Below are 16,773 nucleotides of genomic sequence, written 5' to 3'. Positions count from 1 at the left end.
CTTGCCGGAATGGCGGGGAGCTGCGCACATGTGGACGACAGGAGACGGTGGCGCGCGCTGGCGGTGGCGCTGGTCGCGACCTTCATGACCTTGATCGACGTCAGCATCGTCAACGTCGCCCTGCCCTCGATCCAGGACGCGCTGCACGCCAGCGACGCCGGCGTGCAGTGGATCCTGTCGGGTTACGCGCTGACCTTCGGCCTGATGCTGGTGCCCGCGGGCCGGGTCGGCGACGCCCGCAGCCGCCGGGCCGTGTTCATGTTCGGCCTGGCGGCCTTCACGGTTGCCAGCGCCCTGTGCGGCATCGCGCCCACGATCGAGCTGCTCATCGTCGCGCGGCTGGTGCAGGGCGCCGCGGGCGGCATCCTCACCCCGCAGGTCTCCGGCCTGATCCAGCAGCAGTTCCAGGGAGCCGAGCGCGGCAGGGCCTTCGGCGTGCTCGGCTCGGTCGTGGGCGTCGCGACCGCCGTCGGCCCGCTGCTCGGCGGCCTGCTCATCGAGGTGGCAGACTGGCGCTGGATCTTCTACGTCAACGTGCCGGTCGGCCTCATCGCCCTGCCGCTGGCCAGGCGGCTGCTGCCCGAGCCGATCTACGGCGAGCAGAAGGGCCTCGACCCGGTCGGCGTCACGCTGCTGGGCGTCGGCGTCGTCTGCCTGATGCTGCCGTTCCTGCAGGAGCAGGCGTGGGAGGGTCCGTACAAGTGGCTGCTGCTGCCGCTCGGGGCCGCCGTGTTGTGGGTGTTCGTGGCGTGGGAGCGCCGTGTGGAGTCGCCGCTGGTCGACCTCACCCTGTTCAGGCTGCGGTCCTACGCGCTGGGCTCGCTGCTGGGCCTGGTGTACTTCGCGGGCTTCACCGCGATCTTCTTCATCTTCACCGTCTACCTGCAGAGCGGCCTGTCCTACACCGCGCTGCAGGCGGGCGTCGCCGTGACGCCGTTCGCGCTCGGCTCGGCGATCGCCGCGTTCGTGGGCGGCCGCCTGGTGGCCAGGTACGGCCGGGCGCTGATCGTCTTCGGACTCGTCGTCGTCTGCGCCGGCCTGCTGGCCTCCTGGCTGGCCGTCGAGCTGGTGCCGGGCCACTCGGCGGCCTACGCCACCGCCCTGCCCCTGCTGGTCGCGGGGCTGGGCAGCGGCCTGGTGATCGCGCCGAACCAGACCCTCGCGCTGGCCCAGGTGCCCTTCCAGCAGGGAGGCACGGCGGGCGGGGTGCTGCAGACGGGCCAGCGCATGGGCAACGCGGTGGGCATCGCCGCGGTCGGTTCCGCCTTCTTCGCGGCGGTGGCCCGCGACCACGGCGACTTCGCCGCCGCCTTCAGGTTCAGCCTGCTCGTCGTGCTCGTCTTCGTGCTGGGCGCCCTGGTGGTCGCGCTGGTGGACCTGCGGCTAGGCGCGCGCGAACGAGCTCACTGAAGCTCCTCGGCCACCGCCGCCGCGAAGGCGTCGATGTCGTCGGGGGTGGTGTCGAACGAGCACATCCACCGCACCTCGCCCGTCGCCGGATTCCAGGTGTAGAAGCGGAAGCGCTTCTGCAGCCGCTCGGTCACCTCGGCGGGCAGGACCGCGAAGACGGCGTTGGCCTGCACCGGGCGGACCACGGCCAGCCCCGGCAGGTCGCGCACGGCCTCGTGGAGCCGCCGGGCCATGGCGTTGGCGTGCCTGGCGTTGCGCTGCCACAGGTCGCCACCGAGCAGCGCCTCGAACTGCGCCGAGACGAAGCGCATCTTCGACGACAGCTGCATGAACGACTTGCGGATGTAGTCGACGCCCTTGGCCGCCGACGGGTTGAGCACCACGACCGCCTCGCCGTACAGCAGGCCGATCTTGGTGCCGCCGAAGGAGACCACGTCGACGCCCGCGTCGGTGGTCAGCGCAGCCATCGGCACGTCGAGGGCGGCCGCCGCGTTGGTGAGGCGGGAGCCGTCGAGGTGCACGGTGAGCCCGAGGGAGTGGGCGTGGTCGCACAGGGCGCGGATCTCGTCGGGGGTGTAGACGGTGCCGAGCTCGGTGCTGTTGGAGATCGACACCACGCCCGGCTGGGCGCGGTGCACGTCGCCGAAGCCCCACGCCTGCCGGTCGATCAGCCCGGGCGTGAGCTTGCCGTCGGGCGTGGCGACGGTGTGCAGCTTGATGCCGCCGACGACCTCGGGCGCGCCGCCTTCGTCGCAGTTGATGTGGGCGGTCTCGGCGCAGATGACCGCCTCCCAGTGGGAGGTCATCGAGCGCAGCGACACCACGTTGGCGGCGGTACCGTTGAAGACCGGGTAGGCCACCGCCGCGGGGCCGAAGTGCCGCTTGAAGACGTCCTGGAGCGCCTCGGTGTAGACGTCGTCGCCGTAGGAGACCTGGTGGCCGCCGTTGGCGGTGACGATCGCCTGGAGGATCTCCGGGTGCACGCCGGCGTAGTTGTCGCTGGCGAAGGCCTTCAGGTCGGGGTCGTGCCGGGGAATCACTGCGTGAGGTCCAATCGCGTGCCGTTGATCTGCGTGCCGGGCCGGTCGTACAGTCCGGCCACCGCATCGGCCAGCGTATTCACGTGCGTGAAGCCGGCGAACGCCGCCCCCGGCTTGGCGGCGATCATCGCGTCGTTCAGGAGCGCCTTGACGACGAGGATCGTCGCGGCGGCCGGGGAGTCGCGCAGCCCGTCGGCCAGCGACATGACCCAGGCCTCCGAGGCGGCCTTGGCCGCGGCGTAGCAGGCGCCGCCCGCGGTGGGCCGCTCGGCGGCCTTGGCGGAGACGATGACGAAGCGGCCCTTCTCGGACTTGCGCAGCAGCGGCTCGAAGGCCAGCGACACGTGCTGCAGGGTGCGCACCAGCAGGTCGTGCAGGGCGGTCCAGTCGTCCAGGTCGGTCTCGGCGAAGGTCTTGCCACCGCGCCAGCCGCCGACCAGGTGCACCACGCCGTCGACGCGGCCGTGCTCGGCTTCGATGCGCGAGGCCAGCTCCTGTACGGCGGAGCGGTCCAGCAGGTCGACGTCATCCTTGTCGACCGAGATGACCGTGTGCCCGTCCTTGGAGAAACGCGCCGCCACGGCCTGCCCGGTGGGGCCCGCCCCACCCGTGATGAGAATGATCATGCCCGGATCCCTCGCGTCGACTCCACCACTGCGGCGAGCTTACGACGCAGCGCGTCGTAGAACATGCTCAGGGGGAACTCGTCGGACAATACGGCGTCGACCATGGCCTTGTTCTCCGCGGGCAGTTCGCGCCGCTTCCATGCCGACATCGGGTGCGGCTCGACGTATTCGGCGACCAGCTCGTAGGCGGCCAGCCAGTGAGCGACCTTGGCCCGGTCGATGCCGTCGCGGTACAGCTTCTCGACCTCGCCGCGCAGGTCGGCGACGCCGTCGGCCACGCGCGCCCAGTCGATGGTCAGGCTGTTGTCGGTCCAGCGCACGATGTCGTTGCGGTGCAGGTAGGCGAAGAGCAGCTGCCCGCCGAGCCCGTCGTAGTTGCGCACCCGCTCGCCGGTGATCGGGAAGCGGAAGAGCCGGTCGAACAGGATCGCCAGCTGCACGAAGCGGGCGTGCGCCACGCCCTCGGCCTCCAGCTTGACCGCCTCGCCGTACGCGGTCAGGTCACAGCGCAGCTCCTCCAGGGCGTACATCCAGTACGGCTGGCGCTGCTTGATCATGAAGGGGTCGAAGGGCAGGTCGCCGTGGCTGTGGGTGCGGTCGTGGATGAGGTCCCACATCACGAAGACGTCCTGGGCGAGCTGCTGGGAGGCCAGCAGGCGCTCGGCGTCGGGCGGCAGGTCGAGCTTGAGGGTCTTCGCGGCGGCCTCGGACACGACGCGGAAGCGGGCGGCCTCGCGGTCGGCGAAGATGCCGCCCCACGAGAACTTCTCGGGCTTGGCCGCCACCGAGACGGTCTCGGGGAACAGCACCGCGGAGTGGGTGTCGTACCCGGCGGTGAAGTCCTCGAAGGCGATCGGGACGAACATCGGGTTGTCGTAGCCGGACGACTCCAGCTCGGCGATCCAGTCCGGCCAGATGGTGCGCAGCCAGACGGCCTCGAAGTTGCGGTCGGGGTTGCCGTTCTGGGTGTACATCGGGAAGAGCACGAGGTGCTCCAGCCCGTCGACGCGCTGGGTGTCGGGGTGGAACAGGTCGAGCGAGCGCAGGAAGTCGGGCACGCCCAGGTCCCAGTCGGCCAGGTCGGCGCGCACCTGCGCCAGGTAGGCCGCGTCGTGCGGGAAGTGGGGGGCCAGCTTCTCGACCGTGGCGGAGATGCGTCCGACGAGCTCGCGCGCCTGGCCATGGAGGGCGGGCTCGACGGAGCCGTCCTTGGCCTGCAGCGGGCGCAGTTCCTCGATCGCGGCCTTCAGCTCGCCGAACAGCGCCGCCTTGGCCGCGTCCTGCGAGCGGCCCGAGGTGCCGCCGGGCGTGCGCGCCGCCCAGGTCACGACGTTGCCCCAGAGGGCGAGGTGGTCGTAGTCGTCGATCGAGTCGTCGCCGAACAGGTCGGAGTCGGCGAACACCACGACCCGGCCCTGGCCGTACGGCAGGGCGACGGCCAGGGGCGCGCCCGCGGGCGAGGCCGTCGGTGAGGAGGCGAACAGGACCTGGGCCGACGGCGGCGCGACGAGTGTGCCGGCGCGGTAGAAGCAGGCCCGCGACGCCCCGGCGAGCAGGCCGCCGGAGCCGGGCGTGCCGAGCACCCAGGTGGCCACCTCACGGTGGGAGCGGGCGACGTCGCGCACGGTGGTGTGCTCGACGCCCACCCCGAACCGCTCCAGCAGCTCGCGCAGGTTGTTGCCGTACTTGTCCTGCTCCTCCTCGGCCAGCACGACCAGTCCGCCGCCGAGCCTGACGAACTCCTCGATGGAGTCGAGCTCGGCGGCCGTGTAGACGGGGCTGCCCGGCAGCACCTTCTCGAAGCGGGGGCCGGAGGGGTGGGTGATGACCAGGACGTCCTGGCCGTCCAGGTCGAGGCCGCCGGCGGTGACGCGGTGGCCCAGGCGGCGCAGGTGTCCCGCCGCGCGCGCGTAGCTGCTGTCGTCCGGGTGGCCGGGGTTCAGCTGCTCGGCCAGCTCGCGCCTGATGGTCCAGGCCTGACCGTGTGTCTCGTCGAACAACACGCGCGGAAACATAAATCCTCCTGCCAAATACGTCCAATGACGGAAAATATACACACAAAGAGGGGGTGGTCCGCCAGGTGTCCACCTGGTGGACGATGCCGAATAGGCCGGACGGGGGACGACGGCGCGGCGCCGGCGCGGCTACGGTCGCGCTCTATGTTTTCCGACCACATCACCTTCCGCCGGATCGCCTCCGGCACCCTGCTGATCGTCTCCCCGCTCCTGCAGGCGGTGGCCGTCACCGTCGACCCCGGAACGTGGGGCGACGACCGCGAGGCCGTCAGCTTCGGCGACAACCCCGCCCTGGCCCAGCTGCAGTCGGTGCTCTACCACTGGAGCTGGCTGCTCATGGGCATCGCCGTCATCGGGCTGGTCCACCTCACCCGGCGCACCCACACCAGGAGCGGCCACATCCTCGGCTCGATCACCGTGATCGGCTACCTGAGCCTGTCCGGCCTGCTGACCGTCGACCCGGTCGAATGGTGGCTCGGGCAGCACCACTCGCCCGAGGAGGCGGCGCGGATCTTCGAGGAGATGATGGCCCTGCCCGGTCCGACCTACGGCTTCCAGCTGCCGTGGATCTTCCTGGGCATGATCGGCCTACCCCTGCTGCTGGTGGTCGTCTGGCGGACCGGCTTCGTCGGCTGGTGGGTGCCGCTGCTGGCCGCCGTGGGCTACCTGGGCAGCTTCGCGGTGTCGTACGGCCCCGCGACGGTGCCCCTGTGGTGGGCTCCCGTCGTGGCCATGGGCTGGATCGGCGTGCGGATCCTGCGCATGGGCGACGAGGCCTGGGCCGCCCTCTACGCGCCCGGCCGCACCACGCCGGCCTCGTACGCGAAGACCACCGCCTGAGCCCGGTCGCGCAGGTGCAGCTTCATCAGCACCCGTGCCACATGGGTCTTGACCGTGGCGTCGCCGACGAACAGCTCCTGGGCGATCTCGGCATTGGTCAGCCCGCGCGCCAGCAGCGTCAGCACCTCCAGCTCGCGCGGCGTGAGGTCGTCGAGCTCGGGCGGCGGGGCGACCTCCGCCCGTCCGGCGAAGGAGGCGATGACGCGGCCCGTCACCGCCGGGTCCAGCAGCGCCTCGCCGGTGTGCACGACCCTGATCGACTCGATGAGCTGCTCCGGCGGCGAGACCTTCAGCAGGAACCCGCTGATGCCGGCGCGCAGCGCGGCGTAGAGGTTCTCGTCGGTGTCGAACGTGGTCAGGATGATGACGCGGGGCGCGCCCGGCTCGTCGAGGATCTGCGCGGCCGCGGAGATGCCGTCCAGGCGCGGCATCGTGATGTCCATGAGCACGATGTCGGGCCGGGTGCGGCGCACGAGGGAGACGGCCTCCAGGCCGTCGGAGGCCTCACCGACCACGGTCATGTCCGGCTCGTTGTCCACGACCATGCGCAGGCCCACCCGGACCATGGCCTGATCGTCTGCGATGACGACGCGAATACCCACGTAGGGAGGGTATTCGGGCGCGAGGCGCGGCGACAGGGCCGACGAGGCGCCGCCAAGCCCGCCACAAGTCAACCGCAAGTCAGATCAACCGGGAGCTGCTCCTGATCCGCTCCTGGGTGGTGTCGCTGCAGGCCGTCCCCGCGCAGAAGTACAGCATGAGCAGCCGCTTGCCCGGCCGGTCGACGACGTAGCCGGTGAACGACAGCGAGGAGGTGCGGCTCTTGCGGTCGACCATCGTGCCCTCGAAGCGGCGGGCCGCGGTCGTGGTGCCGAGGCTGTCGGTGACCGGCTTGACGCCGATCTCCACCTCGCCCGGCAGGATCGCGTCGAGCGCCCCCTTCAGCTGGGCCGCGTCGGCGTTGTAGTCGATGCCGTCGGCCAGCTGCACGTAGAGCCCGGTGACCGACTCCGGCTCCGACTTCATCAGCGCGGAGACGGGGGTCCAGTCGGCGCCCACACCGGCGAAGAAGAGCGTCTCGAACTCCTGCGCCTTCGGCGAGGCCACCGAGAACAGGTCCTCGTGGGTGCGGACGGTCCAGTCGGCCGGATGCTCGTAGGCCACCGGCGCGCCCGGATTGCCGGCGTAGGCGGTCCACTCGGGTTCTGAGCCGCCGCCGAGCCCGCCCAGGGCCAGCAGCAGGATGAGCGCCACCGCCGCCAGCGCGCCCACGACGGAGACCAGGATGATCGGTAGCCTGCCCGGCGGCTTGCGCACCGCGGGCACCGTCCCGAGGGTGGGGGCGGTGGCGGGGGCGATGCCGCTGATGGCGTCGCGCAGCGCCGTGACGAACGCGCTGCAGCTGGAGTAGCGCTGCTCGGGGGCCTTGGCCAGGGCCCTCATCATCACCGCGTCGACGGCCGGGGGCAGCTCGGGCCGCAGCTGCGACAGCGGCGCGGGCGACTCGGCCAGGTGCGCCCAGAGCAGGGCGATGTCGTTGTCGCGCTCGAACGGTAAGCGGCCGGTGAGGCACTCGTAGACCACGCAGGCCAGGGCGTACTGGTCGCAGCGGCCGTCGATGACCTCCTTGTTGATCTGCTCGGGCGCCATGTATCGGGGGGTCCCGATGAACTGGTCGGTCTGGGTCAGCCCGGAGATCGAGGTGCGGTGCTTGGTGATGCCGAAGTCGGTGAGGTAGACGTGGTCGCCCGCGACGAGGATGTTGGCGGGCTTGACGTCGCGGTGGATCAGGTCGTGGCGGTGGGCGACGTCGAGCGCCGCCGCCATCTGGGCGAACAGCGGCAGCGCGTGGCCCACCGGCAGCGGGCCGCGCTCGTGGATGAAGCGCCTCAGGTCGAGGCCCTCCACGTAGCGCATCGCGATGTACAGCACGCCGCCGGCGTCGGCGTTGGCCTCGTAGATCGGGATGATGTTGGGGTGTTCGATGCTGGCGACCGTGCGCGACTCCAGGATGAAGCGCTGGCGGAAGCGGTCGTCGACGCTGAGGATCGGGTTGAGGATCTTCAACGCGACCCGGCGGCTGAGCCGGGGATCGAGGGCCAGGTAGACGACGGCCATGCCGCCCTTGCCGATGACGTCCTCGATGTAGTAGCCAGCCACCTCCTGGCCGATGAGGGAGCGCTCGTTCACATGCATCACGTCTCGCTGGGGTGACCGCAGAACCCGCAGAACCGGTGTCCCCGGCCCAGCTTCGCCCCGCAGGCCGTACAGAAGATGGCCTCTTGCGCGGTGAGGACGGGCTGTGGCTGCTGCTGCAGAGCCTCCTGCAGCTGCGAACGGCGAACCACGACCGTCTCGTGCGCACCCTCATCGTAGGGCACCGGCGTGTGCGCCAGGGGTGGTGGAGGCGTGGTGACCGCGGAGGGCGGCACGGGCTGATCGGGGGTGCGCCGCCTGCGCCACAGCAGGAAGGCCCCGGCCAGGGCGGCCAGCAGCAGGACGGCGGCGGCCGCGGCGATGTAGGGCCACAGCGGCGTCGCGGCCTTGACCGGCTGGGCGGCGACCCGCTTGGTGCCGGCGTCCTCGGCGGTGCCGCGCTTGGCCAGCGAGGTCTTCAGGTGCTCGGCGGCCACCGTGTGGCCGGGGTAGAGCTCGAGCACGTGCTGGAAGCCGGGGGTGGCCTCGGCGTAGTACTTGGTGTGGAAGCGGGCCAGGGCGTGCTCGAAGGCCGCGTCGACCACGCCGCGCCTGGGCGGGACGTTGGCCTTGGTGAGGGTCGCGGAGATCTCGCGCACGCCGATCATGCGGGCGTCCTTGCCGCCGCCGATCAGCATGCCGACCACGTGGCCGTCCTTGTCGCCGATCACCGGCGCGCCGAGCAGGCCCTTGTCGGCGAGCGCGCCCAGTTTGACCGGCTCGTCGACCTTCTTCTGCGGGTCGGAGAAGGGCCGTCCGCCCTCGCCGGCGGCGCCGCCCTTGCCCAGGTGGGCGATCTCGGTGGTGATCTTCACATCGGCGGCGGGCTTGCCGAGGAAGCCGGCGATCGAGGTGGGGGCGCCCTCCTGGTCGGGCACCTTGTCGGCCAGCGGCGCGGTGGGCAGGCCCACGCCTCCGTCGGCGCGGCCGACCGGGGTCAGCACGGCGGGGGCGTCGGGCTTGTCGCCGGCCAGCGTGAGCACGGCGCCGTAGCCCTTGGGGTCGGGCGGGTTGATGTTGGGGAAGATCGTGATGGTCGGGGTGACCTCGACGATGCACGCCGAGGTGTCCTTCTCCGGCGTGTAGCACGACTGCAGGTGGTGGTTGAGTATGTCGTTCTTCACCGTGTGCTTGGCGAAGTCGGCCGGCACCTTCACCTTGTGGTGGTCGGCGAAGATCCGGTTGGCCGCGTAGATCGCGGCGTTCTGCTCGCTCTGGACGATCCTCGTCAGCGTGACGACGGCGCCCTCGGGGTTGACGATGAGGCCGGTGCCGGAACCCACGGGCACGTCGTAGCTGCGTTTGACCTTGACCACTTCGCTCACGTGGTCGAGGAGGGTGATGTCGACGCGTTGGCTGGCCTCGACGCGCACCACCGACGGGGTCACCAGGTCGGTGATCCCGCTGGGATGCTCGTGAGCCGTCGCGGGAAGCGCTCCCGTGGCAAGGAGCACGACCGCCAATGCGGTGGCTGACGCGGTGACTCGGACCATCTCTGTCTCCCCTGCAGAGCCTAGGACCAGGGTCCCAAGCGCCAAGCGTAAGTCAAGGGAGACAAGCGCTTGGTACGTGTTTTACCTTACTGCGATGGGTTCCCTGGCCATCGACGTGGGCGGCACCTTCACCGACGTTGTGTACAGCGCCGGCGCCGTCCGAGTCGCGAAAGTGCTTACCACTCACGACGACCCCATCGCCGGAATAGTTCACGGTGTTACCCAACTGGGCCCGATCGACGTCTCCCGGGTGGTCCACGCGACCACGCTGGCGACCAACGCCATCCTGGAGGGCAAGGGGGCACGCGTCGCCTTCGTCACCACCCGGGGCTTCCGTTCCCTGATCCCCCTGGGACGCTACGCCCGCGTCGAGGAGGACCGCTACGACCTGCGCTTCACTCCCCCGCGGCTCGACGTGGAGTGCTTCGAGGTGACCGAGCGCGTCGGGCCGCGCGGCGAGGTGCTCACGGAGCTCGACCACGACTCGGTGCGGCAGGCGGCCCGCGCCATCGTGGAGCGCGGCCTGACCTCGGCCGCGGTCTGCCTGCTGCACTCCTACGCCAATCCCGCCCACGAGCAGCGGGTCGCGCGGGTGCTGCGCGAGCATCTGCCCTCCGTCGTCGCCTCGTGCGAGATCTGGCCGGAGATCCGAGAGTACGAGCGCGCCACGACCACGATCGTCTCCGCGCAGATCGGCCCGCTCATGACCGCGTACCTGTCGCGGCTGCGCTCGGCGCTGGCCGGGCTCGGGATCACCGCCCCGGTCTACGTGATGGACTCGGCGGGCGGCGTCGTCTCGGCCGACCTGGCCGCGCGGCGCGCCGTCTCCACCGTCGAGTCTGGCCCGGCCGCCGGGGCGCTGGCTGCTGTGCCGTACGGGCCGGCCATCGCCTTCGACATGGGCGGCACCACCGCCAAGGCCTGCGTGGTGCGCGACGGGCGGCCCGCGATCACCCACGAGTTCCACGTCGGCGGCAAGGGCAGCTTCGGCGGGCGCCGGGCGGGCACCGGCCTGCCCATCAAGACGCCCGCGGTCGACCTGGCCGAGGTCGGCGCGGGAGGCGGCAGCATCGCCTGGTTGTCGTCGGGCACGCTGCGGGTCGGGCCGCTCTCGGCCGGTTCGTCCCCCGGGCCCGCCTGCTACGGCCTGGGCGGCGCCGAGCCCACGGTCACCGACGCCAACCTGGTGCTCGGCTACCTCGGCACGGCCTGCCTGCCCCTGGACCCCGCCCAGGCGCACAAGGCCGTGGACCGCATCGCCGGGCCGCTCGGGGTCTCGCGCGAGGAGGCGGCGCTGGCCGTCTACGACATCGTCTGCGCCTCCATGGCCTCGGCGGTCGAGGTCGTCACCGTGCAGCGGGGCGTCGACCCGCGCGGCCTGTCCCTGGTCGCCACCGGCGGCGCCGGGCCCATGCACGCGTGCCGGGTCGCGGAGCGCTTCGGGATCTCGCACGTCATCGTGCCCGCGCACTGCGGCGTCGCCTCGGCGGCCGGCCTGCTGGCGGGGTCGTTGTCGACCTCGCGGGTGCGCACGCAGCTCGGGGTCGAGGACCCGTCCGCGATCTTCGCCTCGCTCGCCGCCTCGGCCGCCGACGACCTCGGCGTCTCGCTCGGCGACCCGTCCGTCTCCGTGGGCCGCTCCGCCGACGTGCGCTTCGCCGGGCAGTCGCACGACCTGACCGTCGACTGGTCGCAGGCGCCGGAGGAGCTGGCGCGCAGGTTCTTCGCCCGCTACGAGGAGGTGTACGGCATCGCGCAGGAGGGCGCCGTGGAGGTCGTGTCGTACCGGGTGCGGCTGACGCGCCACTTCGACGAGCCGCCCGCCGAGCCGCCAGCCGAGCCACCGGCACAGCCGCCCGACGCCGCCCCGCCCGTCCCCGCGACCAGGCCCGCCTTCTTCCCCGAGCTCGGCGGCACCGTCGACGTCCCGGTGCTGGCCAGGGAGCACCTGACCGTCATCACGGGCCCGGCCGTCGTCGAGGACCCCGAGTCCACCATCGTCGTCCCGCCCGGCTGGACGGCGGCCACCGACCGGACGCGTGCCGTCCACCTGAGAAGAGGCGGCGATGCCTGACGCCCTGACCGCGCAGGTCCTGCGCAACGCCCTGGTGGTCGCCGCCGAGGAGGCGAGCATCGTGGTCGTGCGCTCGGCCTACTCGACCTTCATCGTCGAGGGCTCCGACGCCTCGGCCGCCGTCCTCGACGCAGGCGGGCGCCTGATCGCCCAGTCGATGGCCACCACGCTGATGAACAGCATGGCCCTGGCCACCGCGCTGCCCGAGGTGCTCAAGGACATCCCCGCGCACACGATGGCCGAGGGCGAGGTCTACGCGCTCAACGACGCCTACCGGGGCGGCGTGCACACCAACGACCTGCTCGTCTACCGCCCCGTCTTCGTCGGCGGCAGCCCGCGCTACTTCACCGCCACGATGATCCACGTCTCCGACCTGGGCGGGCTGTCGGCGGGCGGCATGGCGCCGCTGGCCACCGACATCTTCCTGGAGGGGCTGCAGCTCCCGCCGGTCAGGCTGGCCACCTCGCGCGGGGTGGAGCGCGAGATCGAGGCGATCCTGCGCGCCAACAGCCGCACGCCCGACAAGGTGATGGGCGACGTGCGGGCGCTGATCGCGGGCACGGCCGTCGCGGCCAGGCGGCTGGAGCGGCTCATCGACGAGTACGGCGAGGCGGGCCTGGAGGAGGGCGTCGACGACTACCTGCGCCACACCGAGGAGCGCACGCGGGAGGCGATCGCGCTGCTGCCCGAGGGGCGGTTCGAGTCGAGCTACCTCATCGACGACGACGGCATCGACCACGACAGGCCGCATGCCGTACGGCTCGCGCTGGAGATCGGGGGCGGGCGTGTCCTGGCCGACTTCACGGGCACCGATCCCCAGGTCCCGGCGGCGATCAACGCCTCGGCCTCGCAGTCGCTGGCCGCCGCCGTGTTCGGGGTGCGCTGCTTCCTCGACCCCACGATCCCGATGAACGACGGGTGCCTGCGCGCGATCGACATCCACCTGCCGCGCGGCTCGCTGCTGAACGCCACTCCCCCGCACCCGTGCGGCGGGCGGTTCGTCCCCATCTACGCGGCCATGGAGGCCATCTTCCAGGCCCTGTCGCAGGCGGTGCCCGAGCGGGCCATCGCGCCCAGCGGCATCCTGCAGCCGTTCTCGATCGCGGCGGTGGGCGCGCCGTACTGGATCCACCTCGCCTACGACTTCGGCGGAGTCGGCGCCAGGCCTGGACTCGACGGGCCCGACGCGACGGGCGTGCACTTCGGGATCGGGCGCAACTCGGTGCCGCAGGTGGAGCCGGTCGAGAGCCGCTGCCCGCTGATCGTGGAGTCGATCGAGATCATCGAGGGCTCCGGCGGCGAGGGACTCCACCGGGGCGGGCGCGGGTCGCGCACGGTCTACCGCTTCCTGGCCGACGCGCACGTGACCACCCGGGGCGACCGGCTCAGGCACGCGCCGCCGGGACGTGACGGCGGCTCCCCTGGTCGCCTCGGCGGCTTCTTCAAGCGGCATCTCGACGGCACGCTGGAGCGGCTGCCGTCGAAGGCCAACAACGTGCGCTTCGCGGCCGGCGAGGCCTTCGTGGTGGAGACGACGGGCGGAGGCGGGCTCGGCACTCCCCGCTAGGGGGCGGGCTCGATCGGGCGGGCGAGCGGCTCGTAGTCGATGCGCTGGGCCACCCTGCGCCAGTCGTCGGCGCCCTGGCGCACCGCCCGGTGGACCGCGCGGGCCAGGCGCGCGCCCCACACCGAGCGCGGGCCGCCGAACAGCTCCTGCTCCCCCTCGGCCCGCACCGCGACGCACACCGCGTCGGAGGCGGTGCCGGTGCCCGGATAGCCGACCTCGGCCAGCGCCTGGCACTTGGCCTCCGTCACCGTCATCACGGTGTTGACCAGCGCGGCGTCCGACATCGCGACGGGCAGGAAGGCCACGATGTTGATCGTCCCCACCCGTGTCGGGCGCAGCTCGGGGTCGGCCGTCCCGGCGGGCGCGGCCGCCCAGGTGGGCACCCGCAGCCCGACCGTGGCCACGACGGAGACGTCCTCGTCGTCGACCGCCACGTAGCGCGAGACGTACGCGGCGGTCATCATGCCGACGCCCGGCCCGCCGGGCGCGAGCGACAGCAGGTGGTCGACCGGGTCCATGCGCGAGTAACCGGCGACGACCTGGGCGTTCAGCACCCACGACACCGGCCCGATGCCGCCGCCGACCATGGCCGACGAGATCGCCCGCCAGCCCGGCTCCAGCTCCCACAGCAGCGCGCCGAGCTCGGCGCCGTCCTCGTCGCGGTACGACAGGTTCACGGTCCTCCCCTGACCAGGTGGACGACGGGCCGCCCGTCGGGGCCCGGCTCGATCTTCACATGGGCGCCGAAGTGCCGCGAGACCAGCGCCTCGGTGAGCACCTGGGCGGGCCGTCCAGAGGCGGCCGCGCGCCCGGAGGCGACCAGCAGCAGCGAGTCGGCGTACTGCGCGGCCACGCTGAGGTCGTGCAGCGTGGTGAGCACGGTCAGCCCGTCGGCCAGCCGCAGCCGGTCGACCAGCTCCAGCACCTGCTGCTGGTGTCCCAGGTCGAGAGCGGTGGTCGGCTCGTCGAGCAGCAGGATCGGCGCCTGCTGGGCCAGCGCCCTGGCCAGCACCACCCGCTGGCGCTCGCCGCCCGACAGGTGCGCCAGCGGCCGGGCGGCCAGCTCGGTCAGGTCCAGGCGCTCCAGCACCGAGCCGGTGACCTCGCGGTCGTGGCGGCTCTCCCGCCCGAGATAGGGGATGTACGGCGTGCGGCCCAGCAGGGCGTAGTCGAAGACGGTCATGTCGGGCGGCAGCAGCGGCGACTGGGGCGCGTAGGCGATGAGCCTGGCCCGGCGGCGCGGCTTGATCGTCTCAGTCTCCAGGCCGTCGAGCGTGACGGTGCCGCCGTGCCGTACCAGGCCCATGATCGCCCGCAGCAGCGTGGACTTGCCCGCGCCGTTGGGCCCGATGACCGCCAGCCACTCCCCGCGCGCCACGTCGGCCCGCACGTCGTGCAGGACCTCGCGGGACCCGAGCGTCACCGACAGCCCCTGGACGGAGATCACACCGACACCTTCCTGGTCGTACGGAGCACGGCGACGAAGAAGGGCGCTCCCACGAACATGGTGACGACGCCGATGGGCAGCTCGGCGGGCGCCATGACGGTCCGCGCGAACAGGTCGGCGACCACCAGGAAGGCGGCGCCGACGATGAGCGACATCGGGAGCACGACGCGGTAGCTGCCCCCGAACACGCGGCGCACCGCGTGCGGGATGACGATGCCGACGAAGCCGATCAGCCCGCTCACCGCGACCGCGGCGGCGGTGGCCAGCGAGGCGGCCAGCAGCACCACCAGCCGCACCCGCGAGGCGCGCACGCCGAGGCTGACGGCCTCCTCCTCGCCCACCGACAGCACGTCGAGCATGCGGCCGTGCAGCAGCATCACGACCGCCGAGACCAGGGCGTACGGCAGGACGAGGGCCAGCTGGTCCCAGCCGCCGCCGAGATCGCCCATGATCCACGCGTAGATGCGCTGCAGCTCCTCGACCTTCAGCTGCTGGACGAAGGTCTGGATGGCGGTCAGGAACGAGGTGACCGCGACTCCGGCCAGCACCAGGGTGGCGGTGCCGCCGGACCGCCCGGCGGTGTTGCCGAGCGCGTAGGCGAGCATGACGCCGCCGATGGCGCCGGCGAAGGCCGCCACCGGGATCGACAGGGGCGCGCCGGGGAAGGCGACGATGACGAGGGTGACGGTCAGCCCGGCCCCGGCCGCCGCGCCCAGCAGGTAGGGGTCGGCGAGCGGGTTGCGGAAGACGCCCTGGTAGCCGGCTCCCGCGATCGCCAGCAGGCCGCCGACGGCGGCGGCGATGAGCACCCTGGGCAGCCGCAGCTCCCACAGCAGGCCCTGCTCGACCGGGGCCAGGCCGGAGTCGACGTCGACGAAGGGCAGCCAGTCCAGGCATTGCAGGACCACCTGCCAGGGGGAGATGTCCGCCGCGCCTCCGAGCAGCCCGGCGATCATCGAGGCGGCCAGGACCACGACGGCCCCGGCCGCCATCAGCGGCCGGACCCGGCTCACCGCGGCTCCCGCTGGCGGGGCCGGTCGGCCGCGAGCATCAGGCGGCCTTCCCCACCGCGTCGGCGATGTTCTTGGCCAGGTCGACGATGCGCGGGCCCCAGCGGGAGGCGATGTCGTCGTCGAGCTGGATCACCTGGTCGTTCTTGATCGCCGACAGCTTCGACCAGCCGGGCCGCTTGGCCAGGGTCTCCTTGCTCTGCTGGCAGCACTTGACGTCGGCCAGGAAGATCAGCTGCGGGTCGGCCTGGGCGACGAACTCGGCCGACAGCTTGGGGTAGCCGCCCGCGGCGTCGGGCGCCTTGTCGGCGATGTTCTCCAGGCCGAACAGGGAGTAGATCTGGCCGATGAAGGTGGTCGACGTCGCGGCGTAGGGGGTCTGGTCGAGCTCGTGGTAGTAGGTGAGCTTCTTGTCCTTCTGCGCGGCCTGGGCGAGCTCGGTGAGCTGGCTCTTCATGGTGTTGACGAGCTCCTCCGCCTGGTCGCCGTTGCCGGTGGCGGCGCCGAGGTCGAGGATCTCGTCGTAGGCCTCCTCCAGTTTCATGGCGGCCGGCTCCAGCAGCACGGGCACGTTGAGCTTGCCCAGCTCGGCGACGATCTTGTCGGTGTCGTTGGCGACGACGACGAGGTCGGGCTTGTGCGCGACGATCGCCTCGACGTTCGGCTTGTAGCCCGACAGCGCGGTCTTGGGTGCCTCGGCGGGGAAGTTCGACTGGTCGTCGGCGGCGACGACCTGGGCGCCCGCGCCGATGGCGAAGAGGGTCTCGGTCGCGGTGGGCGACAGCGAGACGATCCGCTCGGGCTTCTTGGCGATGGAGACCGAGCCGTTGCCCGCCTCGACCGTCACGGGGAAGGCGGCGGCCGGGGCCTCGCTGGAGGGGGCGGGGGCCGGGGCGGAAGTGGCGGCGGAGGCCGACGGGCTGGGCGCGCTCGCGCTGTTCTGGCCGCAACCGGCCAGAGCGAGGGCACCCAGCATCAGGCCCGCGAAGACCTTTCCTACGGGTCTCACGAGTAGTCCTTTCACTGCTGGAACCGAGAGACCCGCGTTGAAGCGA

14 protein-coding genes are annotated in these 16,773 nt (G+C 71.9%); 4 read left to right on the top strand and 10 right to left on the bottom strand.

All coding sequences use genetic code 11. The annotated features are described in order from the left end of the window. The first annotated feature begins 30 nt into the window (after positions 1–30). On the top strand, positions 31–1,410 hold the full coding sequence (locus ACIBH1_RS07215) for an MFS transporter (RefSeq protein ID WP_397312697.1): 1,380 nt from the start codon (positions 31–33) through the stop codon (positions 1,408–1,410). Here ACIBH1_RS07215 and ACIBH1_RS07210 read toward each other — a convergent pair. From ACIBH1_RS07210 to ACIBH1_RS07200, 3 genes are read right to left on the bottom strand one after another with little or no spacing between them, the layout of a single operon-like run. Next, positions 1,404–2,450, bottom strand: a complete 1,047-nt coding sequence (locus ACIBH1_RS07210; protein WP_397312696.1) for a threonine aldolase family protein — start codon at positions 2,448–2,450, stop codon at positions 1,404–1,406. The two genes, ACIBH1_RS07215 and ACIBH1_RS07210, sit on opposite strands and share 7 nt — an antisense overlap. Further along, positions 2,447–3,076: an SDR family NAD(P)-dependent oxidoreductase gene (locus tag ACIBH1_RS07205; protein WP_397312695.1), complete on the bottom strand. Its 630-nt coding sequence runs from the start codon at positions 3,074–3,076 to the stop codon at positions 2,447–2,449. The genes ACIBH1_RS07210 and ACIBH1_RS07205 overlap by 4 nt, the downstream gene beginning before the upstream one ends. After that, on the bottom strand, positions 3,073–5,079 hold the full coding sequence (locus tag ACIBH1_RS07200) for a DUF6421 family protein (protein ID WP_397312694.1): 2,007 nt from the start codon (positions 5,077–5,079) through the stop codon (positions 3,073–3,075). Before ACIBH1_RS07200 ends, ACIBH1_RS07205 begins: the two co-directional genes overlap by 4 nt. A gap of 156 nt (positions 5,080–5,235) precedes the next feature. Here ACIBH1_RS07200 and ACIBH1_RS07195 point away from each other — a divergent pair, with 156 nt between their 5' ends. Beyond that, on the top strand, positions 5,236–5,931 hold the full coding sequence (locus tag ACIBH1_RS07195) for a hypothetical protein (RefSeq protein ID WP_397312693.1): 696 nt from the start codon (positions 5,236–5,238) through the stop codon (positions 5,929–5,931). Here the strand turns inward: ACIBH1_RS07195 and ACIBH1_RS07190 are convergent. The 3 genes from ACIBH1_RS07190 to ACIBH1_RS07180 form a co-directional block, all read right to left on the bottom strand. Continuing rightward, the gene (locus ACIBH1_RS07190) at positions 5,880–6,533 is read right to left on the bottom strand and encodes a response regulator (RefSeq protein WP_397312692.1); all 654 of its coding nucleotides are present in this window, start codon (positions 6,531–6,533) and stop codon (positions 5,880–5,882) included. The two genes, ACIBH1_RS07195 and ACIBH1_RS07190, sit on opposite strands and share 52 nt — an antisense overlap. A gap of 79 nt (positions 6,534–6,612) precedes the next feature. After that, the gene (locus tag ACIBH1_RS07185; RefSeq protein WP_397312691.1) at positions 6,613–8,127 is read right to left on the bottom strand and encodes a serine/threonine-protein kinase; all 1,515 of its coding nucleotides are present in this window, start codon (positions 8,125–8,127) and stop codon (positions 6,613–6,615) included. Next, a complete protein-coding gene (locus ACIBH1_RS07180) occupies positions 8,127–9,620 on the bottom strand; it encodes a zinc ribbon domain-containing protein (RefSeq protein ID WP_397312690.1) in 1,494 nt (497 codons plus the stop codon). Before ACIBH1_RS07180 ends, ACIBH1_RS07185 begins: the two co-directional genes overlap by 1 nt. Before the next feature lie 94 nt (positions 9,621–9,714). On the opposite strand from ACIBH1_RS07180, the gene ACIBH1_RS07175 reads away from it, so the two are divergent. Next, positions 9,715–11,694, top strand: coding sequence for a hydantoinase/oxoprolinase family protein (locus ACIBH1_RS07175; protein WP_397312689.1), 1,980 nt, complete (start codon positions 9,715–9,717; stop codon positions 11,692–11,694). Further along, a complete protein-coding gene (locus ACIBH1_RS07170) occupies positions 11,687–13,261 on the top strand; it encodes a hydantoinase B/oxoprolinase family protein (RefSeq protein ID WP_397312688.1) in 1,575 nt (524 codons plus the stop codon). The genes ACIBH1_RS07175 and ACIBH1_RS07170 overlap by 8 nt, the downstream gene beginning before the upstream one ends. Here the strand turns inward: ACIBH1_RS07170 and ACIBH1_RS07165 are convergent. The 4 genes from ACIBH1_RS07165 to ACIBH1_RS07150 are packed head-to-tail and all read right to left on the bottom strand — an operon-like array spanning position 13,258 to position 16,727. After that, positions 13,258–13,938, bottom strand: a complete 681-nt coding sequence (locus ACIBH1_RS07165) for an adenosylcobinamide amidohydrolase (RefSeq protein WP_397312687.1) — start codon at positions 13,936–13,938, stop codon at positions 13,258–13,260. The genes ACIBH1_RS07170 and ACIBH1_RS07165 overlap by 4 nt on opposite strands. Continuing rightward, positions 13,935–14,708, bottom strand: coding sequence for an ABC transporter ATP-binding protein (locus ACIBH1_RS07160; RefSeq protein WP_397312686.1), 774 nt, complete (start codon positions 14,706–14,708; stop codon positions 13,935–13,937). Before ACIBH1_RS07160 ends, ACIBH1_RS07165 begins: the two co-directional genes overlap by 4 nt. Further along, positions 14,705–15,700 carry a FecCD family ABC transporter permease gene (locus ACIBH1_RS07155; RefSeq protein WP_397313098.1) on the bottom strand — a complete coding sequence of 332 codons (996 nt, stop codon included), beginning with the start codon at positions 15,698–15,700 and terminating at the stop codon, positions 14,705–14,707. Before ACIBH1_RS07155 ends, ACIBH1_RS07160 begins: the two co-directional genes overlap by 4 nt. Before the next feature lie 58 nt (positions 15,701–15,758). Beyond that, positions 15,759–16,727, bottom strand: coding sequence for an ABC transporter substrate-binding protein (locus tag ACIBH1_RS07150; RefSeq protein WP_397312685.1), 969 nt, complete (start codon positions 16,725–16,727; stop codon positions 15,759–15,761). Positions 16,728–16,773: the final 46 nt, after the last annotated feature.

The organism is Nonomuraea sp. NPDC050663, assembly GCF_044456985.1.
Lineage (GTDB): Bacteria > Actinomycetota > Actinomycetes > Streptosporangiales > Streptosporangiaceae > Nonomuraea.
The sequence above is the reverse complement of the archived record's forward strand: the minus strand, read 5'-3'. Positions and strand labels throughout refer to the sequence as shown.